The sequence below is a fragment of the Xanthomonas sp. NCPPB 2250 genome (assembly GCF_056725265.1).
This window is the reverse complement of record NZ_CM161520.1, coordinates 323417-346213: the sequence shown is the minus strand read 5'-3', so window position 1 is coordinate 346213 and position 22797 is coordinate 323417. Positions and strand designations below refer to the sequence as shown.

The window sequence follows — 22797 nt, the reverse complement described above, 5'->3', positions numbered from 1 at the left end:
CCTCACTCCCAAGGGGTCTGCTTGCGTCCGCGCAGGACAATATCGAACCGGTAGCCCAGCGCGAACTCGTTGGCGGTGTTCTCCCAGTCGAACGTGGAGACCATGCGCTCGCGCGCCTTGGGATCCTCCACGCAGTTGAAGATCGGGTCGAACGCCAGCAGCGGATCGCCGGGGAAGTACATCTGCGTGACCAGGCGCTGGCCGATGCCGTCGCCGTGCAGCGAGAAGTGGATGTGCGCCGGGCGCCATGCGTTGTAGTGGTTGCGCCACGGATACGCGCCCGGCTTGATGGTGGTGAAGCGGTAACGGCCGTGATCGTCGGTCAGCACCTGTCCGGTGCCGGTGAAGTTGGGATCCAGCGGCGCGTCGTGCTGGTCGCCGGCATGCAGATAGCGGCCGGCGGCATTGCACTGCCAGACCTCGACCACGCTGTTGCGCACCGGCTTGCCGTTCTCGTCGAGCAGGCGTCCGCTGACGATGATGCGCTCGCCCAGCGGCGCACCGGGGAAGCCGGCGGTGAGATCGGCGGCGTGTTCGCCGAGGGTGGTGCGGTCCAGGGTCGGGCCGGTGGCCTCGGACAGGGTCAGCGGGATCGCGATCGGATCGCGGGTCGGGCCGCGGGCGCCGGTGGAGGCGTAGGGCGGGTGCAGGTAGGCCGGCTGCGTCCCGGGGTACGGGCGCCGATAGCCGAGCAGGGGATCGATGGGGGTGTCGTCGCGCATCGTGCGGTCTCGCTGGCTCCGCGTGGAGCCGGTTGGCTGGAGGAATGATGCAGGCGTGCGGGGCGCAGCGTCGATGGGGCGAGCGGCTACAGCCGCTCGATCGCCAGCGCCACGCCCTGGCCGACGCCCACGCACATGGTCGCGAGCCCGCGGCGGCCACCCGTGGCCTCGAGTTGGCGCAGCAGGGTCAGGACGAGGCGCGCGCCGCTCATGCCCAGCGGATGGCCGAGCGCGATCGCACCGCCATTGGCGTTGACGTGCGCGGCATCGTCGGCGACGCCCAGTTCGCGCAGGCAAGCCAGGCCCTGCGCGGCGAAGGCTTCGTTGAGTTCGATCGCATCGAAATCGCCGATGGACAGCCCCAGCCGCGCCAGCAGCTTGCGCGTGGCCGGCACCGGGCCGATGCCCATGTAGGCCGGCTCCACGCCCGCGCTGGCGAAGCCCAGCACGCGGGCGCGCGGGGTCAGGCCCAGCGCCTGCACCTGCGCGGCGCTGGCCAGCAGCAGCGCCGCGGCGCCGTCGTTGATGCCCGAGGCATTGCCGGCGGTGACCGTGCCCGGCTGGCGGAAGATCGGCTTGAGCCTGGCCAGCGCCTCGGGCGTGGTATCGGCGCGCGGATGTTCGTCGACGCCGACCTCGATGGTCTCGCCACGCTTCTTGCCCGGCGCGGCCACCGGCACGATCTCGCCGTCGAAGAAACCGGCCGCCTGCGCTGCCGCGGTGCGCTGCTGGCTGCGCAGCGCGAAGGCGTCCTGGTCCTCGCGCGAGATGCCGTGGCGCGCGGCCACGTTCTCGGCGGTCTCGCCCATCAGGTCCACGCCATACAGCTGCTGCATCTTCGGATTGACGAAGCGCCAGCCCATGGTGGTGTCCTCGAGCTGCTGGTTGCGGGCGAAGGCGCTCTCCGCCTTGCCCATCACCCATGGCGCGCGCGACATCGACTCCACGCCGCCGGCGATGGCCAGGCCGAGTTCGCCGGCGCGCAGCGCACGCGCCACCGTGCCGACCGCATCCAGGCCCGACCCGCACAGGCGGTTGAGCGTGCTGCCCGGCACGCTGCTCGGCAGCCCGGCCAGCAGCAGGCTCATGCGCGCGACGTTGCGGTTGTCCTCGCCGGCCTGGTTGGCGCAGCCCAGGTAGACGTCGTCGATCTGTGCAGGATCCAGTTGCGGATGCCGCGCCAGCAGCGCCTGCAGCGGCACCGCACCGAGATCGTCCGCACGCACCCCGGCCAGGGCGCCGCCGTAGCGGCCGATCGGCGTGCGGATGCCGTCGATGATGTAGGCCTCGTTCATGCCGCCTCCGTGGAATCGGCGAGGGTCAGCGCCAGCCCGGTGGCCTGGCGCAGGTCGTCCAGGCTCACGCCCTCGACCAGTTCGAGCACGCGCGCGCCGTCCGGCCCCAGCGCGAACACGCCCAGGTCGGTGTACACCCGCGACACGCAGCGCAGTCCGGTCAACGGATAGCTGCAGGCGTTCACCAGCTTGGGCTCGCCGCGCTTGGTCAGCAGTTCCATCATCACGTAGACCTGCTTGGCGCCGATCGCCAGATCCATCGCGCCGCCGACCGCGGGGATGGCATCGGCCGCGCCGGTGCTCCAGTTGGCCAGGTCGCCATGCACCGACACCTGGAACGCGCCGAGCACGCACACGTCCAGGCGCCCGCTGCGCATCATCGCGAACGAGTCGGCGTGGTGGAAATAGCAGCCGCCGGTCAGCAGCGTCACCGGCTGCTTGCCGGCGTTGATCAGGTCCAGGTCCTCCTGCCCCGGCGGCGGCGCCGGCCCCATCCCGAGCAGGCCGTTCTCGCTGTGCAGGAAGATCTCCTTGTCCGCCGGCAGGAAGTTGGCCACCGCGGTCGGCAGGCCGATGCCGAGGTTGACGTAGGCGCCCTCGGGGATGTCGCGCGCCACCCGTGCGGCCAGCGCGTTGCGGTCGATGCCGCGCCCGGTCAGTGCGTGCATGCGCCCTCCTGTGCGGTGGCCACCGCCACCACGCGTTGCACGAAGATGCCCGGCGTCACCACCGCTTCCGGGTCCAGCGCGCCGAGTTCCACCACTTGCTCCACCTGCACGATCGCGCAGGTCGCGGCCATCGCCATCAGCGGGCCGAAGTTGCGTGCGGTCTTGCGGTACACCAGGTTGCCCCAGCGGTCGCCGTGGTGCGCCTTGATCAGCGCGAAATCGGCGCGGATCGGATATTCCAGCACGTAGTGGCGGCCGTCGATCTCGCGGGTCTCCTTGCCGGCGGCCAGTTCGGTGCCGTAGCCGGTGGGGGTGAAGATCGCACCCAGGCCGTTGCCGGCGGCGTGGATGCGCGCGGCCAGGTTGCCCTGCGGCACCAGTTCCAGTTCCAGCTCGCCGGCGCGGTAGGCCGCGTCGAAGTGCTGCGAGTCGCTCTGCCGCGGGAACGAGCACACGATCTTGCGCACGCGCTTGTGCTTGATCAGCGCGGCCAGCCCGGTCTCGCCGTTGCCGGCGTTGTTGTTGACGATGGTCAGCTCGCGCGCGCCCTGCGCGATCAGCGCATCGATCAGCGCATCGGGCATGCCCGCAGTGCCGAAGCCGCCGATCATCACCGTGGCGCCATCGTGGATGTCGGCCACTGCGTCGGCGCACGAAGCCAGGGTCTTGTCGATCATCGGCGCCGCTCCACCGTCGCCGGCCGGGGGCGCAGCGCGCGGCGGCGCAGGCGCATTACGGGGTCTGCCACGACATCCTCCTCCAGGTCGCTCCGGGAGGCCACGTTAGGCCGGCACTGGCGGGCGGTCAATCCGATTATCGGATGCTTAGTTCGATAAACGAACAATTTAACGCCATGACAACGGCGCGCCCATCTCGCCCTGTTGTATACATTCCACCGTCGCCCGCATCGGGCGAGGGCGCGGTGGCAGCGCGAATGCGCTACCGGCCCGCAACACGCAAGGATATTCCCCAGCCTGTTGTATACACAATCGAGGTCGCCGCCATGCAGTCGTCCACTCCGGCATTTCCGCTCAATGCCTGGTACGCCATCGCCTGGGATCACGAGGTCAAGCACGCGCTGCTGCCGCGCAAGGTGTGCAATCTGGACATCGTGCTGTACCGCACCAGCAGCGGCCGCGTCGCCGCGCTCGAGGACGCCTGCTGGCACCGCCTGGTGCCGCTGTCGATGGGCCGGCTGCGCGGCGACGACGTGGTCTGCGGCTACCACGGCCTGGTCTACGACGCGAACGGGCGCTGCGTGCACATGCCCTCGCAGGACACCATCAATCCGTCCGCCTGCGTGCGCCGCTTCCCCACCGTGGAGCGGCACCGCTACGTCTGGGTGTGGCCAGGCGACGCGGCGCTGGCCGACCCGGCGCTGGTGCCGGACCTGCACTGGAACGACGACCCGGCCTGGGCCGGCGACGGCCGCACCATCCACGTCAAGTGCGATTACCGGCTGGTGCTGGACAACCTGATGGACCTGACCCACGAGACCTTCGTGCACGGCTCCAGCATCGGCCAGGACGAGGTCGCCGAGGCGCCGTTCGACGTGGTCCACGGCGAACGCAGCACGGTGGTCTCGCGCTGGATGCTCGACATCGACCCGCCGCCGTTCTGGGCCTGGCAGATCGAACACGCGCACGGCTACCGCGGCAAGGTCGACCGCTGGCAGATCATCCGCTTCGAGGCGCCCTGCACCATCGCCATCGACGTCGGCGTGGCGGTGGCCGGCAGCGGCGCGCCGCAGGGCGATCGCTCGCGCGGGGTCAACGGCTACGTGCTCAACACCATCACCCCGGAAACCGATCGCACCTGCCATTACTTCTGGGCATTCGCGCGTAACCATTCGCTGCACGAGCAGTCGATCACCACGCGCCTGCGCGATGGCGTCAGCGGCGTGTTCGGCGAGGACGAGCTGATCCTGGAAGCGCAGCAGCGCGCCATCGACGCGCACCCGGACCACGTGTTCTACAACCTCAACGTCGATGCCGGCGGCATGTGGGCGCGGCGCCTGATCGAGCGCATGGTCGCCGCCGAGCAGCGCAACCAGGACCTGCAGCTGCGCATGGTCGGCTGAGCCCGCCGCACCGCACAGGAGCCCGCCATGCCGGCCGCACATCCATTCCGCTCCAGCGCCGCACAGACCACCCGCGCCCTGCTCGAATTGCGCGAGCTGATCCTGGCGGGCGAACTGGCCGCCGGCGAACGCCTGTCCGAAGTCGCGCTGGTGGAGCGCCTGGGCGCCTCGCGCACGCCGGTGCGCGCCGCCCTGCAGCGGCTCGCCGAAGAAGGCCTGGTGCAGCCGCTGCGTGGCGGCGGCTACGCGGTGCAGGCGTTCGACGAGCGCGACGTGGACGACGCCATCGAACTGCGCGGCACCCTGGAAGGCCTGGCCGCGCGCCGCGCCGCCGAACGCGGCGCCGATCCGGCATTGCTGGAACAGGCGCAGGCGCTGCTGGCGCGCATCGACGCGGTGCTGGCGACGCGACCGTTGAGCGAGGAGGCCTTCGCCCACTACGTCGACTGCAACGCGCAACTGCACGCGCTGCTGTTCGAGATGGCCGGCAGCGCGCTGCTGTCGCGCGAGTTCGCGCGGGTGGCGCAGTTGCCGTTCGCCTCGCCGAGCAGCTTCGTGCTCGAACGCGGCCAAGCCGCCACGGTGCTGTCGATCGCCCAGGACCAGCACCGCCAGGTGCTGGACGCGATCGTGCGCCGCGAAGGCGCGCGCGCCGAAGCGCTGATGCGCGAGCACGCGCGGCTGGCGCAGCGCAACGCCCACCACGCCTTGCACGACCAAAACGCGCTGGGCCAGATCCCCGGCAGCCGCCTGCTGCGGCGCCGCCCACCCGCCTGATCGCGGCGCACAGACGCCCGTCTCCCCTTCCCGCCTGCCGGACCCCGCCATGCGCAAAGACACCCAGTGGACCACCGCCCGCGTCGTCGCCGTCGCCACGCCGTGCCAGGACGTGCGCGAGATCGTGCTCGATCCCGGTCGCGCCAGCCGCCCCTTCAGCGTGGGCAGCCACCTCGACGTGCGCGTGCGCATCGGCGAGGCCTGGCACGAGCGCTCCTACTCGCTGGTCGGCGAGCCCGCCGCCGACGGCCACTACCGCATCGCGGTGCGCGCGGTGCCCGACAGCCGCGGCGGCTCGCGCGCGATGTGGACGCTGGCGCCGGGTGACCAACTGGACATTTCCTCGCCCAACAACCACTTCGCCCTGGACGAGACCGCCGAGCACATCGTGCTGGTCGCCGGCGGCATCGGCATCACCCCGATCCTGGGCATGGCGCAACGGCTGGCGCGCGGGCGTATCCCGTTCCAGTTGCTCTACGCCGGCCGCAGCCGCGCCAGCATGGCCTACCTGGAGCATCTGCAGGATCTGCTTGGCGAGCGTCTGCAGTTGTTCTGCCCGGAGCATCTGGGCCAGCTCGAGCTGGCCGCACAGATCGCGCAGTGGCCGCGCAACGCCGACGTCTATGCCTGCGGCCCGCTGCCGCTGCTGGACGAACTGCGGCAGCGCTGGCGCGACGATGGCCGCGCCCGCGCACGCCTGCATTTCGAAACCTTCGGCAACAGCGGCAACGCACCGGCACAGCCGTTCGTGGTGCAGGTGCCGGCGCTGGGCAAGACGGTGCAGGTCGCCGAGAACGAGTCGCTGCTGGATGCGCTGAGCGCGGCCGGCGTGGAAGTCATGGCCGACTGCCGCCGCGGCGAATGCGGCCTGTGCGTGGTCGAGGTGCTGGAGGCCGCCGCGCCGCTGGACCACCGCGACGTGTTCCTCAGCGACGAGCAGCGACACAGCAACCGCAAACTGTGCGCCTGCGTCTCGCGCGCGCTCGGCGGCAGCCTCAGCATCGACACCGGCTACCGCGCCGACGCGTTCTGACGCGCACGCGCGGCGCCACCCGCGCGCACCGCAGGCGCCGTCCACCGCAGTGGGCGGCGCCTGCGGGTGTTCAACATCATCGGTGCGGCATCACTTCGTCGCCGCGTCCCAGTGCTCCTGGATCTTGCCGTTCTGGATGCGGAACATGTCGAACCAGGTGGTCGTGTAGGTCTTGCTGGCGTCCTTGGGATCGGGCAGCGTGCGCACCGACACCAGGGTCACGTAGTCGCCCTCGGCCAGGATCGCCACCAGCGGCAACTGCACCCGCGGCTGGATCGGCGTCGGCTTGACGAAGGAGGTCAGGAACGCCAGGAACGCATCGCGACCGTTGGCCACGTTCGGGTTGTGCTGGATGTAGTCCTTGGCCATGTACATCGGCGCATATTCGGTGTGCCCGGCTTCGAACACAATGCGCCAAAAATCGTAGACCAGGCGCTTGTTGGCGGTGGTGCGCCAGTCCTCGCCATGCAGCAGTTGCGCGTGGTTGGGATTGGCGGTGACCGCGGTCTGCGCGAACGCGGACGCAACCGGGAGCGCAAGCAGCAGCGCCAGCAGACAGGCCTGAAAACGGATCTTCATGGAAGACTCTCCGATGGGGGAACAGGGAAATGCGCCAAGACGCTGCACTGCCGCGATGCGCGGCAACGTCGGCACCAGCGCGGCTGCAGCGTAGCAACGCGCCGTGCCTGCGCGACGCAGGAAACCGCGAAAAACACGCGGATTCAGCGGCTTTTTTCCTGGTCTGGGAGAATCGCCACAGTTACCTCGACCTCAGAAATGGCGCGGTCACCACGCACCTAAATGTGCGTATGCATGGCATGGCGCAGCGATGCGTTGGCGGCCTGCATGATCATTCATCGGCGCATCCTATCGATGTCATCGGCAGCGACGATCGATGGCGCTTCAACCGGGATGATCAGCCATTCGGCTGCTGAAACGCCGGAGAGTCGGGATTCGGGATTGGCCAAAGCGGAACCAGCGATCACCACGACGTACGTGAGAACGAAGACGCGGCTCGACGAATCCCCAATCCCGACTCCCAAATCCCATCCCTAAACCGCCAACGGCAACCCCGCGTAATTCTCAGCGATGGTCGCGCGGCCGGCAGCGCTGCCGAGCAGATAGTCCAGTTCCGCATCGTGCAGGCGCCGGCTGAACGCGTCCTCGTCCGGGAAGCGATGCAGCATCGTGGTCATCCACCAGGAGAAGCGCTCGGCCTTCCACACGCGCTGCAGGGCCAGTTCCGAGTAACGCTGCAGCGGCGCATCGCTGCGCTCCTGCTGCGCCTGCGCGAACAGGTGCGCGAGCAGGCCGACGTCGCCGGCGGCGAGGTTCAGGCCCTTGGCCCCGGTCGGCGGCACGATGTGTGCGGCATCGCCGGCCAGGAACAGGCGGCCGTACTGCATGGGCTCGGCGACGTAGCTGCGCAGCGGCGCGATGCTCTTCTCCAGCGACGGGCCGGTGACCAGCGCCTGCGCCACGTCGTCGGGCAGGCGCCGACGCAGCTCGTCCCAGAAGCGATCGTCCGACCAGTCCTCCACCCGCTCGTCCGCCGGCACCTGCACGTAGTAGCGGGTGCGGGTGGGAGAACGCATGCTGCACAGCGCGAAACCACGCGCATTGCGCGCATAGATCAGTTCGTCAGCCACCGGCGGGGTGTCGGCCAGCACGCCCAGCCAGCCGAACGGATAGATCCGCTCGTATACGCGCAGCACCTCGGCCGGGATCGCGCGGCGGCTGACCCCGTGGAAGCCGTCGCAGCCCACCACGTAGTCGCAGTCCAGGCGCTGCGTGACGCCATCCTGCACGAAGCTCAGCCACGGCTGCAGCCCGGCGAGGTCGTGCAACTGCACATCCTCGACGGAATAGAGGGTGGCGGCGCCGGCGGCGCGGCGTGCGTCCATCAGGTCGCGGGTCACTTCGGTCTGGCCGTAGACGGTGACCGCACGGCCACCGGTCGCCGCACTCAGTTCGATGCGTTCGCGGCGCTGCTCCAGCGCCAGTTCGAAGCCGTGGTGGACGATGCCTTCGCGCTGCATGCGCGCGCCCGCACCGGCGGCGCACAGCAGGTCGGCGGTGCCCTGCTCCAGCACGCCTGCACGGATCCGCGACAGCACGTGTTCCGGCGTCTGCCGCTCGACGATGACGGTGTCGATGCCGTGGCCGTGCAGCAACTGCCCGAGCAGCAGTCCGGCCGGACCGGCGCCGACGATGGCGACCTGGGTACGCATACGTCCTCCGAAGAATGGGACAGACCCACAGTGTTCCGGTTGCGGTGTGCGGAGGACATGGATCATCGCGACCGATTCCGGTACTTTTCGCCGATGCCCCGCACTGCCTCCGCCGCTGTCGCATCGCCCACCACGGTCCCGGCCTTTCGCCTGTACGGCGAGACCGGCGACCGCGGGACATCGGACCTGTTGCACTGGGAATCCATCGCTGCGCGCAGCCGCCTGCACGACTGGCATATCCGCCCGCACCGCCACGGCGATCTGCTGCAATTGCTGTATCTGCAACGCGGCAGCGCCGGTCTGCACTTGGACGGAACGCAGCAGCGTCTGCGCGGGCCATGCCTGCTGCTGTTGCCGCCGCTGTGCGTGCACGGGTTCCGTTTCCAGCGCAACGTGCGCGGCCATGTCGTGACGGTGTCGGCGCCGCTGCGGCAGCGCCTGGCGGCGCAATGGCCGAATCTGGACGAAGCGCTGGCACGGCCGCTGTGCCTGCCCGCCGGCGACCAGCAAGCGATGCTGGACGCCTGCTTCGCCGCCATCGCCGCCGAACACACCCAGCACCGCCCCGGCCGCGAGCCGATGCTGCAGGCACTGGTCACCCAGGCCTTGCTGTGGGCGGCGCGCGGCGCGCTGGCGGATGCCCATCGCGATCCGCACGATGCCGACCGCGGCGCGCGCCACGTGCGCGCCTACACCGCGCTGATCGACGCGCATTACCGCGAGCATTGGCCGCTGGCCCGCTATGCCGATCGGCTCGGGCTGAGCCGCAGCCATCTCAACGCGCTGTGCCGGCGCCTGGCCGGCGCGTCGGCGCTGGAACTGTTGCAACGCCGGATCATGCTCGAGGCACGGCGCAGCCTGGTCTACACCACCTTGACCGTGCAGCAGCTGGCCGAGGTCCTGGGTTATGCGGATGCGGCGTATTTCAGCCGCTGCTTCCGCCGGCATGCGGGGTGTTCGCCGATCCAGTTCCGGCAGCGGGCGCAGGGGTGACACGACCCGCAGCCAGTACGGAGATCGCGGTGCGGTCGCTCTACTGTGGGAGGGACTTCAGTCCCGACGCGGGATCGATGATCGACCAGTCCCGCTTCGTTCGTCGCGGCTGAAGCCGCTCCTACGACTGGCCGGCTCGTACGTCGTAGGAGCGGCTTCAGCCGCGACGAAGGCAGCGGCAATGGTGAACCATCGCAAAGGCGTCGGGACTGAAGTCCCTCCCACAATGCAGTGTCGGCGCCGGTGCCAGGGCCGACGCCGTATTGGCCGCGCGTAGCTCAACACGCACGCAATGGAACAATCATCTCTCCCGCAATCAATGCATCCACGAGCACAACCGGGCGCCACATCGGCGCCCGGCGACCCACACTCAGAACGGATACTGCGGTGCGCTGTCCTGGATCGTCACCCACTGCCAGTGCGTGTACTGGCCCCAGTCGGCCGGGCCGCCCATGCTGGTGCCGTTGCCGGAGGCACCGGTGCCGCCGAACGGGTTGGTGACTTCGTCGGCCACGGTCTGGTCGTTGATGTGCAGCAGGCCGGTGTGCAGGCGCTCGCCCAGCGCCATCGCGCGACCGACCGACGCCGACAGGATGCCGGCCGACAGGCCGTATTCGGTCTGGTTGGCCAGCGCCACCGCCTCGTCGTCGCTGTCGAACGCGATCACGTTGGCGACCGGGCCGAACACTTCCTCCTCGAACGCAGGCATGCCCGGCTGCACGTTCGACAGCACGGTGGCCGCATAGAACAGGCCGTCGTGGGTGCCGCCGGCCTCGATCACGGCGCCCGCCGCCACCGACGCATCGACCACCTCCTTGACGTGCTGCAGCTGGCGCTTGTCGATGATCGGGCCGAGCGCCACGTGTGCGGTGGCCGGGTCGCCGACCGGCAGGTGCCGCGCCTTTTCGGCCAGGCGCCGGGTCAGCTCCGCGGCGATGCTGCGCTGGACCAGCACGCGGCCGGTGGCCATGCAGATCTGGCCCTGGTGGAAGTACGCGCCGAAGGCGATCGCCGACACCGCCTTGTCCAGGTCGGCATCGTCGAGCACGATCAGCGAGTTCTTGCCGCCCAGTTCCAGCGCGGTCTTCTTCAGGTGCTTGCCGGCCAGCTCGCCGATACGGCGGCCGGCGGCAGTGGAACCGGTGAACGCGATCATCGGCACGCCCGGCGCTTCGACCAGCGCCTGGCCGGCGTCCGCGCCGCCCGGCAGCACGTGCAGCAGGCCCTTCGGCAGCCCGGCCTGCTGCAGCACCTCGGCGATGACGAAGCCGCCGGCGTAGGGCGTACGCGGATCCGGCTTGAGCACCACCGCATTGCCGACCGCCAGCGCCGGCGCCACCGAGCGCAGCGACAGCACCAGCGGGAAATTGAACGGCGAGATCACCCCGACCACGCCCAGCGGCAAGCGCCGTGCCAGGCTGAGCCGGCCCGGCGCGGTCGGCAGCACCTGGCCCTGCGCCTGCAGCGGCATCGCCGCGGCCTGCTGCAGCAGCACGATGGCCTCGCGCACCTCGTGCTCGCCCTTGGGCAGGATGCCGCCGGTCTCGCGCGCGATCAGCGCCGCGGCCGCCGCCGCATGCTGCTGCAAGACCTGCGCGGCGCGATGGAACACGGCCGCGCGCTCGCGCGGCGGCGTGGCCGCCCAGGCGCGTTGCGCGTCGCGCGCCTGCGCCACCGCCGCGGTCACGTCGGCGGCATTGGCCTGGCCGACGCGGTGCAGCGGCGCGCCGCTGCCCGGTTCGATCACCTCGAGGACGCCGCCCTGGGCGGCGACCCAGTCGCCGTTGAAGATGCGCTCGCTCCAGGTGGATGCGGCGGCCAGGGGTTCGGTGCTGTGCATGCTGTGTGCTCTCGTGGAAAGAGGAAGAAAGAGGTGCTCAGAGGGCGGTGGCGGCCAGGCCGCCGTCCACCGGCAGGTTGACGCCGTTGATCCAGCGCGCCGCATCGGAGGCGAGGAACACCACCGCCTCGGCGACCTCGTCGGCATAGGCCGGGCGCTTCATCTTGCCGGCATCGGCCTGGACCCGCTCGGGCCCGAGCATGGTGACGAAATCGCCCAGGATCGGCGTGAACACCGGACCCGGCGCGACGCTGTTGACGCGCACCGAATGGTTGGCGAACCAGTCGCGCGAACGCAGCAGCGTCCACACGATCAGCGCTTCCTTGAAGTACTGGTAGCAGGTCGCCTGCGGCACCGGATGCGCCGCCAGCCAGTCGCTGCCGGCGGCGTAGCTGTCGGCGGCGGCCAGCTGCTTGTGCAGGTCCAGCCGCTGCGGCCATTCGGCGCCGAGGATGGAGGCGATGTTGATGATGCTGCCGCCGGGCACGATGCGCGGCAGCAACGCCTGGCTGAGGTGGCGCAGGCCCAGGTAGTTGACCTTGGCCACCACGTCCACCGGCGCGGTGCCGGGCACGCCGGCGATGTTGGCCAGCGCATCGATGCGCTCGGGCAGCTGCGCCACCAGCGCGTCGATCGAGGCCGGGTCGCCCAGATCGGCCTGGTGGAAGCCGTGCAGGGTCATGTTGACCGGCTGGCGGTCGATGCCGATCACGGTGGCGCCGTGGAAGCGCGCCAGGCGCGCGACCTCGGCACCGATGCCGGAGGCCACGCCGGTGACGAGGATGGTCTTGTTGTGCAGGTTCATGGCAGCGCGTATCCGTTGCGGAGTTGGTCAGAAGACGTGGATGTATTGCAGGTTGACGTTGTGGCCGGAGGGCGCGTTCTTGACCTCCACCGGCAGGTAGAAGTTGGCGTTGAAGATGTTCTTCTGGTCGATCCGCCACGACAGGCCGGGGCCCAGGTAGAACTGGGTCTGCTTGCTGTCGGCGACGCGTTCGCCATTGGTGCGGTTGTCGCGCAGTTGCTTGAGGTAGTAACCGTTGATGCCCAGGTGCAGGTCCTTGACCACTTCCAGCGAGCTGGCGAAGTTGAGCCACGCCGCGTCGCCGGCCTGGCCGTTGCGGAACACGAAACCGTCGCCCTGCGGCACGTTGGAGGCCTTGTCGGCGCGGAAGTTGTAAATGTAGTTAAGCCGTCCGCTGATTTCCCAGCGCGGCGTCGGCAGGATGCTGAAGGCCCAGCTCGGCAGCACCGACCAGTAGCCCGCGCCCTGGTTGACGTCGCGGTTGCGGTCGAACTTGCCGATCGGCGCCAGCACATCCAGTTCGAAGCGCTGCGAGAACACCGGGCGGCCATTGCGGATCACCGGCGCCATCTGCAGGTAGGGGCCGATGGTCAGGTCGCCCAGGCCGGCGCCGTTGTCGCGCAGCGCCACCGGGCTGTCGTACGCGAACGACGTATCCAGGTCGACCAGCGCCGCCAGCGCGGTGATGCCGAGGGAGCCGCCGAACAGCTTGTAGTCGCTGAGGTAGGCGACCTGGGTGACCCACACCGAGGAGCCGATGTGCGGATCGCGGAAGACGGGCACATCGTCGCCGTGCGCGTCCTTGATCGCGTCGAAGTCGTAGCGGCGCAGGTACTGGATCGCGGTCCAGCCCGGATCGGGTTTGCTGAAGCCGTCGAAGAAACTGGTGCCGCCGGTATTGATGCCGGTCGGCAGGGTGGCGCTCTGCGGCACCGATTGCGCGGCCGCCGGGGCGACCCAGGCGATGGCCAGCACGGCGAGCAGAGACAGGCGCGCACGGGCACGCGGCGACGAGGGGACACGGGGGCGAACACGCTTCACGGGCAGGCACTCCAAGCGAAAGGGGAACGGCGGGGTGCGGGGGGGGACAGGAACGCGAACACGCGTCGCGCGCAGGGCGCGACCACGCGGCGACGCACGCCGTCAGCGGGACGCTGGCGGCGGGTCGGGAATCAGCGGGAAAGAGGGGCGGACGGCAAGAACCAGCCGCGCCGCCGCGGGCCGCTACAGGCGGTCGAGCGCGTCCAGCCGGTCCAGCGCCTGCAGCAGCGCGCGCGCCGACGTCGCGCCGAGCGCGGTGCCGAGCTGCTGCTCCATGCGCACCACTTCGGCTTCGGCCTGGGCCAGCAGCGCCGTGCCGGCGGCGGTCAGATGCAGGTGCTGCATGCGCCGGTCCTGGCGCCCGCGCACCTGCCGCAGCAGTTTGCGCTTGACCAGGCGCGCGACCACGATCGCCAGGTTCGGCGGCGACACGCTCAGCACCTCGCCCAGCTGGCGCTGGTTGATGCCCGGATTGGCGTCCACCAGCACCAGCAGCGAATACTCCACCGGCTTCAGCTCGAAGGCGCGCACGCAGTCCTGGAACAGGCGCCGCACCTGCAGTTCGGTGCGGGTGATGCGGTAGCCGATCAGGCTGGTCAGGCGCCGCTGATCCACGCTGTCCGCCGTGTGCGGATCGGCGGGCAACGCGCTGCTGGACATCTCGGGACTCGGTTTCGAACTCACTGCGCTTCCTGCATGGGGCATCCTGCGACCAGGTCACGGCGGATGCGCACGCATCCATCGGCGCCGGCCGGCAGCGCCGTCGCAGCTGCATTGTAGGGGCATGGCCGCGCATGGTCACAACGCCGGGTCCACGCGGCGCAGCAGCGCCCGGTACGGCGCGGCCGCCGTCCACAGGCAGAGCGCGCCAAGGAGGGCTGCGCCCATGCACACCACGCCCAGCGACAGGCCGACCTGGCGCTCGTCGGCAAGTACGTGGTCGGTACCCAGCGCCACCAGGTACGGCCCCAGACCCAGCCCGATCAGGTTGACCAGCAGCAGGTAGATCGAGGTGACCTGGCCGCGCAGGCGATTGGGGGTGACTGCCTGCAGGATCGCCGGCGCCAGCGCCACCGGCATGCCCAGCACGAACGTGGTCAGCGCGATCGCCGCCAGCGCCGGCCACGGCCCCGGCGCGACCGCGAACAGCGCACTGCTGATCACCAGCAGCACGGCCCCGACCAGCGAGATCTTCAGTGCCGCGTCGCGGCTGCCGCGCGCGGCCAGGCGGTCGGCGAGAAAGCCGCTGAACAGCATGCCGGCGATGCCGAAGGTGAGGATGATGATGCCGTAGGCCGGGCCGATCTCGCCCGGTGTCCACTGCCAGCGGCGGATGAAGGTGGCCGGCAGCCAGGCGGTGATGCCGAAGGTGATCATCGCGATCACGCCGTTGGCCAGGAACAGCGCCACGTACACCCGCGCGTTGTCGCGCAGGTGGCTCAGGTCCGGGCGCACGCTCGGCGCGGCGGCGGCCTGCTCGCGCCGCGCCGGCTCGCGCACCGTGGCCATCAGCGCGATCACCGCCAGCCCGGGCAGCGCGACCAGGATGAAGGCCGCCTGCCAGGGCCGGAAGCTGCCCAGCAGCGGCAGCACCACCGTGCTCTCCTTGCTGGTGGCCGCGATCACCAGGCCGCCGACGATGAACGCCGCTGCCGAGCCGATGTAGACGCCGGAGGTGTACACGCTCATCGCCCGCGCGCGCTTTTCCGGCGGGAAATAGTCGGCCAGCATCGAGTACGCCGCCGGCGACAGCGAGGCCTCGCCGACGCCGACGAACACCCGCGCCAGGAACAGGGTGAAGAAGCTGGTGACGTAGGCGCCGGCCGCGGTCGCCGCGATCCACACCACCACGCCGAGCACGATCAGGTTGCGTCGGTTGCGGCGGTCGGCGACGCGGCCGAGCATCACCCCGATCAGCGTATAGAACACCGCGAAGGCGAAGCCGTGGACCAGGCTGAAGGCCGAGTCGGACAACTGCAGGTCGCGCTTGATCGGCTGCACCAGCAATCCGAGGATCTGCCGGTCGACGAAGGACAGCGTGTAGGCCAGCAACAGCACGATGGTGACGTACCACGCATACAGCGGGCGGTACGGCGCGGACGATGGCAGCGGATCGCGCATGGAAGGGCTCCGGCTCAGAAGCGCAGGGTCAGGAAGGGGGCGATGTAGAAGTAGTCGCGGCCGCGCACCGCGCCCTCGCGCAGGAACGGCCCGGCCTGGGTGTAGTGGGCGTACACGTCCAGGCTGGCGAAGGCGTTGAAGCGGTACTTCACCCACAGCACCGAGCGCGTGCCGATGTCGCGCGCATCGTTGGCGTCGCCCGGCTGCAGCACCCGCCAGCCGGCCGCGTACACGCCGTCGTGCAGGCTCTGCCGCTGCAGCTTGAGCACGTACATGTCGATCCACAGCCGCTCGCTGGGACGCAGCACCAGTTCCGGACCGATGGCGCGCACGTTGCTGCTGATCATGCTGCCGTCGAACACCGAGGCGCGCGCGTACAGGCCGTTGAAGGTGTTCAGTTCGCCGTCGCGCGGATCGCGGTCGCCGGAGGACGCCTCCATGCGCCAGCCCAGGCGCGGCGTCCACGTCGTCGTGGCGAAGGTGTAGCCGCCGAACAGCGTGCCCTGCCAGGCGCGCACGCGCTGGCCGGCGAAATGGCCGCGCTGGCCGATCAGTTCCAGGTCGTAGTCCCAGCCCTGCAACGCGCCGCTCAGGCGCGTGGACAAGGTGTGCCGATGCTCCTCGCCGACCACGCCGCCATAGCGGCGCCCGTCCTGCACAGTGTCCAGGTACAGCGTCTCCAGCAGCGCCGCCTTCGGCTGGCTGGGCGACAGCGGCACTTCGGCATGCGCGCCCCACAGGCGCTGATCGCGGTTGGCACGGTCGTCGAAACTGCCGGTGCGGGTCAGCACCGGGCGCCCCCACAGCAGGCCGCCGCTCCAGCGCGGCTGCCGGGTCAGCAGCCGCACCGCATCGAACGGCATGCGCGAATTGGCCGGATCGCGCGGGTCGAGCAGGCGCTGCCAGGCGTAGGCGATCTGCTGGCGGCCGGCGCGCAGGCGCCAGGCCGGCTCCTTCTGCCCGTCGGACAGTTCGACGAAGCCCTGCGCCAGGTCCAGCGGGTTACGGTCGGTGGCCTGCACCGGCCGCGTCTGCAGGCCGGCGACGCGGCTGTCGGCCAGTTCGCCGAACAGGCGCACATGGGCCGAGGGCCGGTAGTCGGCCCACAGCCGCAGGCGCTGCTGCGCGTAGCCGTGCGGATCGGTGGCGAAGCGGCCGAAGCCGGCGTGCTCGCGGTAGTCGTAGAGCGTGCGGCTCTCGCCGCCGAGGCTGAGCCAGCCGTCGCCGAGCGGGAGGTACTTCCACTTCTCCCAGCCCTGGCGCGGGCGCTCGGCCAGCGCCGAATAGTCTTCCTGATCGGCCAGCAGCTTGCCCTGCGGGCCGTTGGTTTCGGCATCGGCCTGGCCACAGCCGACGCTGCACAGAATGGCCAGGCACACGGTACGGGGCGCACGGCGTGCGCGCGCAAGAGGCACAGTCATCGATTCCCTCCCAAGTCTCGAAGCCAGTGGTGCGAAGAAGCGCGATCCGGCTATCCGGTGGCGCGGTCGGGCGGTCCGGTCATGACGGCGGCGCCGCGACCGCGCCCGGCGCGGTACCGGCATACAGCTGCTCGACCAACGCCGCGCGCGCGCGCAGCACGTTGCGCTGGTTGATCGAACCCTTGTCGGTGATCTCGCCCGCCTCCAGGTTCGGCGGCTGCTCCAGCCACGCCGCGCGCGCGACATGGCTGGCGCTGCCGGTGGCGCTGCGGTTGAGCGTGTCGAGCAGGCGCTGCAGCCAGGCGCGCACCGGCGGCGCCTGCAGCACCTGCGCCGTCTCGGCCTGCGCCGGCAGCCCGGACAGCGCCTGCAGCGCGTCCAGCCGCGGGAACAGCAGCAGACCGATGGCATCGCGGTCGGCGCCGGTGACCACTACGTCCTGCACGTACGCGGCGCCTTCCATCAGCACGCGCGTGCGCAACGGGCCGACGCTGACGAACACACCGGAAGACAGCTTGAAATCCTCGGCCAGGCGCCCGTCGAACAGTAGGCCGCGCTCGGGATGCTGCGGATCGATCGGCTTGAGCGCATCGCCGGAGCGATAGAACCCTTCTTCGTCGAACGCCTCGGCCGTCTGCTGCGGCGCGTTCCAGTAGCCCGGCATCACGTGCGGCCCGCGGAAGCGCGCTTCCAGCTTGTCGCCGACCGGCACCAGCTTGACTTCGCAGCCCGGCGCCGGCACGCCGACGTCGCCGGGCGTATTGCTGGTGCCGTGAGTGAAGGTGCACGAGGGCGCGCACTCGGTCATGCCGAGGCCGGCGAGCATGCGGATGCGCTCGCCGCAGTGCGCCTCGGCGATGCGTTCCAGGCGGTCCCAGACTTCCTGCGACAGCGCCGCGGCGGCGAAGAAGAACATGCGCATGCGCGACAGGAATGTCTCGCGCAGCGCCGCATCCTGTTCCAGCGCCTGCGCCAGTTGTTCCCAGCCACGCGGCACGCTCAGATACACGGTGGGCGCGATCTCGCGCAGGTTGCGCAAGGTCTGCTCGAACAGCGCCGGGGTGGGCTTGCCGTCGTCGAGATAGAAGCTGCCGCCGTTGTACAGGGCGATGCCGATGTTGTGGCTGCCGCCGAACGTGTGGTTCCACGGCAACCAGTCGACCAGCACCGGCGTCTCGCCGAGCACCGGGAAGGTCTGCAGCAGCATCTGCTGGTTCGCGCACAGCATGCGCTGTGTGGTGATCACCGCCTTGGGCAGCAGGGTGGAGCCGGAGGTGAACAGGAACTTGGCGATGCTGTCCGGGCCGCAGGCGGCGAAGGCGGCATCGGCGGCCTCCAGCGCACGCGGCGCCAGCAGATCCTCGAAACGCAGGCAGGCGCGGTCGCCGACGGTGCCACGCAGGCACACCGCCGGGACATCGGTGGGGAACACCGCCGCGATCGCCGGGGCGAACGCAGCGCCGTCGCTGGCGAACAGCAGGCCCGGGCGCAGCACCTCGGCCACATGCCGCAGCTTGGCGAAATCGCGCGACAGCAACGCATAGCCCGGCGACACCGGGCAGTACGGGATGCCGGCGTACATCGCCGCGAACGCGAGCTGCAGGTGCTCCAGATCGTTGCCGGACAGGATCGCCAGCGGCCGTTGCGCCGACAGGCCCATGTCCAGCAAATGCGCGGCGATGCGGCGGGTGCGCTCGAGCATCTGCGCGTAGCTCAGGCGCCGCCACTGCCCGGCGTCGTCGCGCTGCGCCACGAAGGTGGCATCGGGGGTGTGCAGCGCCCAGTGCTGCAGGCGCTGCAGCAGGTGCCTGGGCAGCGGCGCCAGCGGTTCGCGCGCACGCAGGCGCAGCACGCCGTCGGCATCGCGGTGGACCTCGGTATCCGCGTGGCTCAGTCCGACAGGACGGTAGCGCGCGGCGGTGGCAACGGACTCAGCGGCATTCATCGGAACCATCCGGGGGAGAGAGACGGCACGGCGTGCGGCAACGCCGCCGCGGCCCCCGCGGGGCCGCAGGCGACGCGACGGGTCAGCGCTTGTAGGTCTGCAGACCGGGCTTGATGGTTTTGTCGTCCAGGAATTGCTTCAGGCCCTGTTGCCGGCCCTTCTCGGGATCGCGGTGATTGGACTGGTCGACCTTGGCGTACAGGTAGTCCTCGTTCTGCTCCCAGGTCAGCTCGCGGCAGCGCTTGAAGCCGTGCTTGGCGAAGCGCAGCACCACCGGGTTCTTCTGCTGCAGTTCCTGCGCCAGCTTGGTCACTTCCTCACGCAGCTGTGCGCGCGGCACGCTGGCGTTGACCAGCCCCATCTGCGCCGCCTCGATGCCGGTGAAGGTGCGCCCGGTCATGATGTAGAGCATGGCGTTGCGGTGGCCCATGGTGTCGGCGACGGCCTTGCTGACCAGGTTGCCCGGGGGAATGCCCCAGTTGATCTCCGACAGCCCGAACACCGCTTCTTCCGCGGCGATGGCCAGGTCGCAGGCGACCAGCGGCGAGAACGCGCCGCCGAAGCACCAGCCGTTGACCGCGGCGATGGTCGGCTTGCTGTAGAAGCGCAGCAGGCGCCACTGCCACTGCGAGCAGTCGCGGCGCATGCGCTCCTGCACGATCTCTTCCTTGCCGTCGGTCTCGCGGAAGTATTCCTTCAGGTCCATGCCGGCCGACCAGGATTCGCCGGCGCCGGTCAGCACCAGCACCTCGGCGCTGCTGTCCAGTTCCAGCGTCTCCAGCACGTCGATCATTTCCCGATTGAGGGTGGGACTCATCGCGTTGCGCTTGTCCGGCCGGTTCAGGGTGACCCAGGCGATGCCTGCGTCGATCTCGACCTGGACGGTCTGCCAGCGGTCTTGGTAGCTGCTCATGGATAGGCCTGCATGGGGAGGGGGAGGAGCGGGATCACTTAGGACTGATAATAGTTATAAATCATCATTATTTCGGCGCAAGCTGCAGTGCAGCATGGCGGGCGGCGCTGTGGCGGGAGCATGGCGGCACGCCCATGGACGGCGTGACAGCAACCGCGATACGGATTCCCTGGGCTCGCGAAGGGAGCAGGCCATCCCAGGACCTTAGATCCACCGCCGCGTCACCGCGAGGCTTCACGCCCAGCGAACGCAATGCTCACAGGGGACGTTCAGTCCCGGGTTAGCATCCAGGCCACAGGGGTTTCGTCGACACCGGGGTGATGTGATGCACACCGTCTCCGCGCTTGACCAACCGACCCACGCTCGCGGCAGCATCGATCTGGACGCCGAGATGGCGTACTGGCGCCAGGCCCACGCCGAGGGCCGACTCGGCCATCAGGGCTTCGCCGACTACGCGCAGCTGCTGAAGGTCGGCTATGACGTGTACATGGCCTACCCGCGCGCCAACGAGGCGCAGCTGTACCGCGTGCTGCAGGACGCTTATCACCAGTGCGCGCCGATGCTGTCGGTGCCGTGGGACGAGGCGCGCTGGCTGGTGCGGCATGCCTGGCAGCACCTGGCGCATTCGGGGCGGCGGCACTGAACAGCGCCTAGCGCAGCGAGGCATATCGTCGTTGCCCGGGTAGGAGCGGCTTCAGCCGCGACGGGCGTTACTGGGAACAGCTGTCGCGGCTGAAGCCGCTCCTACGACGAGTCTTCGGTCGTTACTGAAGGTACCCCGAGGTGCCGCCTGCCAACGTAAAGGCGACAATGGGACAGCACACCGTCGCGTGCGCGCCACATCCGCGGCCTGCACCGCGGAGCGGGTCGCTTTCGCACGCCTCCCGCCCTGCACGCGTCTCAACGCGACGAAGCGGGTGGCGAGGCGCTGTGCTCCTTCGCCTCCAGGCGCCCATGGAACGCGTTCGATCCCTTGCCGGGCGCCGTCGCCGCCTCGCCCTCGCTGCGCTTGAGGCGCTGCTTGCGCTGTTCGACCACGCGGCTGGCCAATGCCACGCGCCGCCCGATCACCATGTCGGTCAGCCAGTCGATCAGGTGGCGCGTATAGGCGGCCTGGTGCGCCTTCTCGGTCAGCGCGTGATCGGCGCCGGCGATCATGCGCGTGGTCAGCGAGCGCGCGTGGGAGAACGCTGCCGCGTAGTTGTGCAGTACCTGGCTCGGCACGATGGTGTCGCGTTCGGCCTCCACCAGCAGCACATCGCCGCGGTAGCGCTGGCACGCCGCCAGGGCGCGGTTGTCTGCCGGCGTCACCACGCGGTTGCGGTAGGGCATCAGATCGGGATCGCGGTTCAGCGCGACTTTCGGACCGTCCCAGTGCGCGTCCTTGTACAGCGCCGGCGAGCGCAGCGCCAACCACTCCACCGGCCGCTCCAGGGTGAGCAACGCGGCCAGGTAGCCGCCGTAGCTCAGCCCCACCACCGCGATCGCGTCCGGATCCACCTGCGGCGACGCCGCCAGGCGGTCGTAGGCGGCCTTGATATCGTCCAGGTTCTGCGCGCGCGTCACCGTCTCGCGCATCGCGGCCAGGCCTTCGTGGCCGCGCAGGTCGAAGGTCAGGCACACGCAGCCCAGGCCGGCCGCTTCGCGCGCGCGCACCAGGTTGTGATGCTGGTTGCCGCCCCAGCCGTGCACGAACAGTACGCCGGGCAGGCGGCTGGTCGGGGTCAGCAAGGTGCCGCTGAGCGCCGCGCCGTCGACCGGGATGTCGATGCTGGAAAGTTCGGCTTCCATGATCAGGCGGCGCTGCGCATGTAGCGATATTTGGTCAGCAGGCCGGTGCGCGGCTCTTCGCCCACGTAGTACACCTGCGCCCCGGCCGGCGGCGGCGGATGCGCGCCATAGCGCTCGACGGTGGCGGCGACCACGCGTTGCAGCGTCGGCGACTGCTGGAACGCAGCGACCGCGGCCAGTTCCGCCGGCGTGGCACCACCGACGCGCCAGGACTGCTCGAGGACGCCGCAGGCGGTGCTGCCGTCGGGAAGCAACCCCTCGATCACGTCGTAGTTGCGGCGCGACGCATAGAAGCCCGGATAGGCCGCAGCCACCAGCTGGTCGTAATCGCGTGCCTTCATCACCGCGGTGCGCTCGCGAGGCGGCAACGGCTGCTCCAGCAGTGTGTCGAGGGTGCCGCGGATCACCTGCAGTTCCGAGCCGCCGTACGCCTCGCGGCCGCTGCCGTCGCGGGTGACCGACTGCGTTCCGCAGTAGGCGATGGTCACGCCGGCGCAGTGGGTTTCGCCGACGCTGAAGGTGGTCGGCTGCTGCAGGTGCCGTTCCAGCACCACGCCATGCTCGCGCAGTTCGTGCGCGGGCAGTGTCGCCAGCGCCGCATCCAGCGCCTGCGCGTCGCCGAGCAGCACCTGACCGAGCCCACCGACGCCGTGCGGCAGCTTCAGCCGCACCGGGCCGCCGTCGCACAAGCGCGCATACGCGCGCCGGGCATCGGCAGCGCTGAAGGCGGCGTAGCCCGGCAGCGTGGCGGACGCCAGCGCCGCGCCCAGGTCAGGCTGCCATCCGTCAGGTGACTGCGCACCGATCTCGATCAGCGGATGGCTGATCGCCTTGGTGGCGACGAAGGCGTGCGGCACCACACCGCCCAGCAGATCGGCCGCCGTGTGCACGCCGATCTGCTCGGCCTGCGCGATGGTCAGGGTGTCGTCGGGCACGCAGAACGCGCCCGCACCGGCGGCACAGCGCTCGTCGTGCACCGGCAGGTGCATCAGCCGCCCCACTTCGGTGACCACCCAGGCATGCGTGGCTGCCTCGTGGCCCCCGGACACGGCCTCCCGCACCTGACAGGCGCGGACGTTGGCATGCACGGTGGATCGGGCCATGCGGAACGCTCCGTGCGG

The 22797-nt window shown here is 70.0% G+C and carries 22 protein-coding genes; 6 read left to right on the top strand and 16 right to left on the bottom strand.

Annotation, left to right across the window (positions count from 1 at the left end; translation table 11 throughout):
• Positions 1–2: 2 nt before the first annotated feature.
• The 4 genes from pcaH to AC1PMG_RS01495 all read right to left on the bottom strand — a co-directional run bounded on the left by pcaH (position 3) and on the right by AC1PMG_RS01495 (position 3362).
• Positions 3–722, bottom strand: a complete 720-nt coding sequence (pcaH, locus tag AC1PMG_RS01510) for a protocatechuate 3,4-dioxygenase subunit beta (RefSeq protein WP_481110397.1) — start codon at positions 720–722, stop codon at positions 3–5.
• Positions 723–808: 86 nt separating this feature from the next.
• Positions 809–2017, bottom strand: coding sequence for a 3-oxoadipyl-CoA thiolase (pcaF, locus tag AC1PMG_RS01505; protein WP_481110396.1), 1209 nt, complete (start codon positions 2015–2017; stop codon positions 809–811).
• Positions 2014–2685: a 3-oxoacid CoA-transferase subunit B gene (locus tag AC1PMG_RS01500; RefSeq protein WP_043094161.1), complete on the bottom strand. Its 672-nt coding sequence runs from the start codon at positions 2683–2685 to the stop codon at positions 2014–2016. The genes pcaF and AC1PMG_RS01500 overlap by 4 nt, the downstream gene beginning before the upstream one ends.
• The gene (locus AC1PMG_RS01495) at positions 2673–3362 is read right to left on the bottom strand and encodes a 3-oxoacid CoA-transferase subunit A (RefSeq protein WP_017908144.1); all 690 of its coding nucleotides are present in this window, start codon (positions 3360–3362) and stop codon (positions 2673–2675) included. The genes AC1PMG_RS01500 and AC1PMG_RS01495 overlap by 13 nt, the downstream gene beginning before the upstream one ends.
• Positions 3363–3688: 326 nt before the next feature.
• On the opposite strand from AC1PMG_RS01495, the gene AC1PMG_RS01490 reads away from it, so the two are divergent.
• The 3 genes from AC1PMG_RS01490 to AC1PMG_RS01480 are packed head-to-tail and all read left to right on the top strand — an operon-like array spanning position 3689 to position 6575.
• A complete protein-coding gene (locus AC1PMG_RS01490; RefSeq protein WP_017916012.1) occupies positions 3689–4765 on the top strand; it encodes an aromatic ring-hydroxylating dioxygenase subunit alpha in 1077 nt (358 codons plus the stop codon).
• Positions 4766–4792: 27 nt separating this feature from the next.
• Entirely contained in the window at positions 4793–5542 is a 750-nt protein-coding gene (locus AC1PMG_RS01485; RefSeq protein WP_481110395.1) for a GntR family transcriptional regulator, read from the top strand.
• A gap of 49 nt (positions 5543–5591) precedes the next feature.
• Positions 5592–6575, top strand: a complete 984-nt coding sequence (locus AC1PMG_RS01480) for a PDR/VanB family oxidoreductase (RefSeq protein ID WP_317844363.1) — start codon at positions 5592–5594, stop codon at positions 6573–6575.
• A gap of 90 nt (positions 6576–6665) precedes the next feature.
• Here the strand turns inward: AC1PMG_RS01480 and AC1PMG_RS01475 are convergent, their stop codons facing one another.
• Positions 6666–7154, bottom strand: a complete 489-nt coding sequence (locus AC1PMG_RS01475) for a nuclear transport factor 2 family protein (RefSeq protein ID WP_017911713.1) — start codon at positions 7152–7154, stop codon at positions 6666–6668.
• Between the two features lie 29 nt (positions 7155–7183).
• Between AC1PMG_RS01475 and AC1PMG_RS01470 the strand changes: the two genes are divergently transcribed.
• A complete protein-coding gene (locus AC1PMG_RS01470; RefSeq protein WP_481110394.1) occupies positions 7184–7510 on the top strand; it encodes a hypothetical protein in 327 nt (108 codons plus the stop codon).
• Positions 7511–7627: 117 nt separating this feature from the next.
• Here the strand turns inward: AC1PMG_RS01470 and pobA are convergent, their stop codons facing one another.
• A complete protein-coding gene (pobA, locus tag AC1PMG_RS01465) occupies positions 7628–8806 on the bottom strand; it encodes a 4-hydroxybenzoate 3-monooxygenase (protein WP_481110393.1) in 1179 nt (392 codons plus the stop codon).
• Between the two features lie 93 nt (positions 8807–8899).
• Here pobA and AC1PMG_RS01460 point away from each other — a divergent pair, with 93 nt between their 5' ends.
• Positions 8900–9799: a helix-turn-helix domain-containing protein gene (locus tag AC1PMG_RS01460; protein WP_481110392.1), complete on the top strand. Its 900-nt coding sequence runs from the start codon at positions 8900–8902 to the stop codon at positions 9797–9799.
• A gap of 370 nt (positions 9800–10169) precedes the next feature.
• On the opposite strand, the gene AC1PMG_RS01455 is transcribed toward AC1PMG_RS01460, so the two are convergent.
• The 8 genes from AC1PMG_RS01455 to AC1PMG_RS01420 all read right to left on the bottom strand — a co-directional run bounded on the left by AC1PMG_RS01455 (position 10170) and on the right by AC1PMG_RS01420 (position 19885).
• Entirely contained in the window at positions 10170–11639 is a 1470-nt protein-coding gene (locus tag AC1PMG_RS01455; RefSeq protein WP_481110391.1) for a benzaldehyde dehydrogenase, read from the bottom strand.
• Positions 11640–11676: 37 nt separating this feature from the next.
• A complete protein-coding gene (locus AC1PMG_RS01450; RefSeq protein WP_481110390.1) occupies positions 11677–12444 on the bottom strand; it encodes a coniferyl-alcohol dehydrogenase in 768 nt (255 codons plus the stop codon).
• 27 nt (positions 12445–12471) lie between these two features.
• Entirely contained in the window at positions 12472–13485 is a 1014-nt protein-coding gene (locus tag AC1PMG_RS01445) for a SphA family protein (RefSeq protein ID WP_481110389.1), read from the bottom strand.
• Positions 13486–13668: 183 nt separating this feature from the next.
• Positions 13669–14145, bottom strand: a complete 477-nt coding sequence (locus tag AC1PMG_RS01440; RefSeq protein WP_342073294.1) for a MarR family winged helix-turn-helix transcriptional regulator — start codon at positions 14143–14145, stop codon at positions 13669–13671.
• A gap of 138 nt (positions 14146–14283) precedes the next feature.
• Positions 14284–15606 (bottom strand): spinster family MFS transporter, encoded by a 1323-nt coding sequence (locus AC1PMG_RS01435; protein ID WP_481110388.1) that lies wholly within the window; start codon positions 15604–15606, stop codon positions 14284–14286.
• A 14-nt stretch (positions 15607–15620) separates the two neighbouring features.
• On the bottom strand, positions 15621–17027 hold the full coding sequence (locus tag AC1PMG_RS01430) for an alginate export family protein (protein ID WP_481110387.1): 1407 nt from the start codon (positions 17025–17027) through the stop codon (positions 15621–15623).
• A 79-nt stretch (positions 17028–17106) separates the two neighbouring features.
• Complete coding sequence (locus tag AC1PMG_RS01425; RefSeq protein ID WP_481110386.1) at positions 17107–18972, bottom strand: feruloyl-CoA synthase; 1866 nt, start codon at positions 18970–18972, stop codon at positions 17107–17109.
• An 82-nt stretch (positions 18973–19054) separates the two neighbouring features.
• Positions 19055–19885, bottom strand: coding sequence for a p-hydroxycinnamoyl CoA hydratase/lyase (locus tag AC1PMG_RS01420; protein WP_481110385.1), 831 nt, complete (start codon positions 19883–19885; stop codon positions 19055–19057).
• A 325-nt stretch (positions 19886–20210) separates the two neighbouring features.
• On the opposite strand from AC1PMG_RS01420, the gene AC1PMG_RS01415 reads away from it, so the two are divergent.
• On the top strand, positions 20211–20528 hold the full coding sequence (locus tag AC1PMG_RS01415; protein ID WP_481110384.1) for a hypothetical protein: 318 nt from the start codon (positions 20211–20213) through the stop codon (positions 20526–20528).
• A gap of 257 nt (positions 20529–20785) precedes the next feature.
• Here the strand turns inward: AC1PMG_RS01415 and AC1PMG_RS01410 are convergent, their stop codons facing one another.
• Both AC1PMG_RS01410 and AC1PMG_RS01405 read right to left on the bottom strand, forming a co-directional pair.
• Positions 20786–21676 (bottom strand): alpha/beta hydrolase family protein, encoded by an 891-nt coding sequence (locus tag AC1PMG_RS01410; RefSeq protein WP_342073219.1) that lies wholly within the window; start codon positions 21674–21676, stop codon positions 20786–20788.
• A gap of 2 nt (positions 21677–21678) precedes the next feature.
• A complete protein-coding gene (locus tag AC1PMG_RS01405) occupies positions 21679–22779 on the bottom strand; it encodes a DUF3182 family protein (RefSeq protein WP_481110383.1) in 1101 nt (366 codons plus the stop codon).
• Positions 22780–22797: the final 18 nt, after the last annotated feature.

Coding starts and splice junctions, on each gene's coding strand:
- AC1PMG_RS01440 (WP_342073294.1), bottom strand. CDS start 14,145: ATGTCCAGCAGCGCGTTGCCCGCCGATCCGCACACGGCGGACAGCGTG.
- pobA (WP_481110393.1), bottom strand. CDS start 8,806: ATGCGTACCCAGGTCGCCATCGTCGGCGCCGGTCCGGCCGGACTGCTG.
- AC1PMG_RS01460 (WP_481110392.1), top strand. CDS start 8,900: ATGCCCCGCACTGCCTCCGCCGCTGTCGCATCGCCCACCACGGTCCCG.
- AC1PMG_RS01420 (WP_481110385.1), bottom strand. CDS start 19,885: ATGAGCAGCTACCAAGACCGCTGGCAGACCGTCCAGGTCGAGATCGAC.
- AC1PMG_RS01470 (WP_481110394.1), top strand. CDS start 7,184: ATGCGCCAAGACGCTGCACTGCCGCGATGCGCGGCAACGTCGGCACCA.
- AC1PMG_RS01450 (WP_481110390.1), bottom strand. CDS start 12,444: ATGAACCTGCACAACAAGACCATCCTCGTCACCGGCGTGGCCTCCGGC.
- AC1PMG_RS01485 (WP_481110395.1), top strand. CDS start 4,793: ATGCCGGCCGCACATCCATTCCGCTCCAGCGCCGCACAGACCACCCGC.
- AC1PMG_RS01405 (WP_481110383.1), bottom strand. CDS start 22,779: ATGGCCCGATCCACCGTGCATGCCAACGTCCGCGCCTGTCAGGTGCGG.
- AC1PMG_RS01490 (WP_017916012.1), top strand. CDS start 3,689: ATGCAGTCGTCCACTCCGGCATTTCCGCTCAATGCCTGGTACGCCATC.
- AC1PMG_RS01410 (WP_342073219.1), bottom strand. CDS start 21,676: ATGGAAGCCGAACTTTCCAGCATCGACATCCCGGTCGACGGCGCGGCG.
- AC1PMG_RS01430 (WP_481110387.1), bottom strand. CDS start 17,027: ATGACTGTGCCTCTTGCGCGCGCACGCCGTGCGCCCCGTACCGTGTGC.
- pcaH (WP_481110397.1), bottom strand. CDS start 722: ATGCGCGACGACACCCCCATCGATCCCCTGCTCGGCTATCGGCGCCCG.
- AC1PMG_RS01415 (WP_481110384.1), top strand. CDS start 20,211: ATGCACACCGTCTCCGCGCTTGACCAACCGACCCACGCTCGCGGCAGC.
- AC1PMG_RS01455 (WP_481110391.1), bottom strand. CDS start 11,639: ATGCACAGCACCGAACCCCTGGCCGCCGCATCCACCTGGAGCGAGCGC.
- AC1PMG_RS01480 (WP_317844363.1), top strand. CDS start 5,592: ATGCGCAAAGACACCCAGTGGACCACCGCCCGCGTCGTCGCCGTCGCC.
- AC1PMG_RS01435 (WP_481110388.1), bottom strand. CDS start 15,606: ATGCGCGATCCGCTGCCATCGTCCGCGCCGTACCGCCCGCTGTATGCG.
- pcaF (WP_481110396.1), bottom strand. CDS start 2,017: ATGAACGAGGCCTACATCATCGACGGCATCCGCACGCCGATCGGCCGC.
- AC1PMG_RS01475 (WP_017911713.1), bottom strand. CDS start 7,154: ATGAAGATCCGTTTTCAGGCCTGTCTGCTGGCGCTGCTGCTTGCGCTC.
- AC1PMG_RS01495 (WP_017908144.1), bottom strand. CDS start 3,362: ATGATCGACAAGACCCTGGCTTCGTGCGCCGACGCAGTGGCCGACATC.
- AC1PMG_RS01500 (WP_043094161.1), bottom strand. CDS start 2,685: ATGCACGCACTGACCGGGCGCGGCATCGACCGCAACGCGCTGGCCGCA.
- AC1PMG_RS01425 (WP_481110386.1), bottom strand. CDS start 18,972: ATGAATGCCGCTGAGTCCGTTGCCACCGCCGCGCGCTACCGTCCTGTC.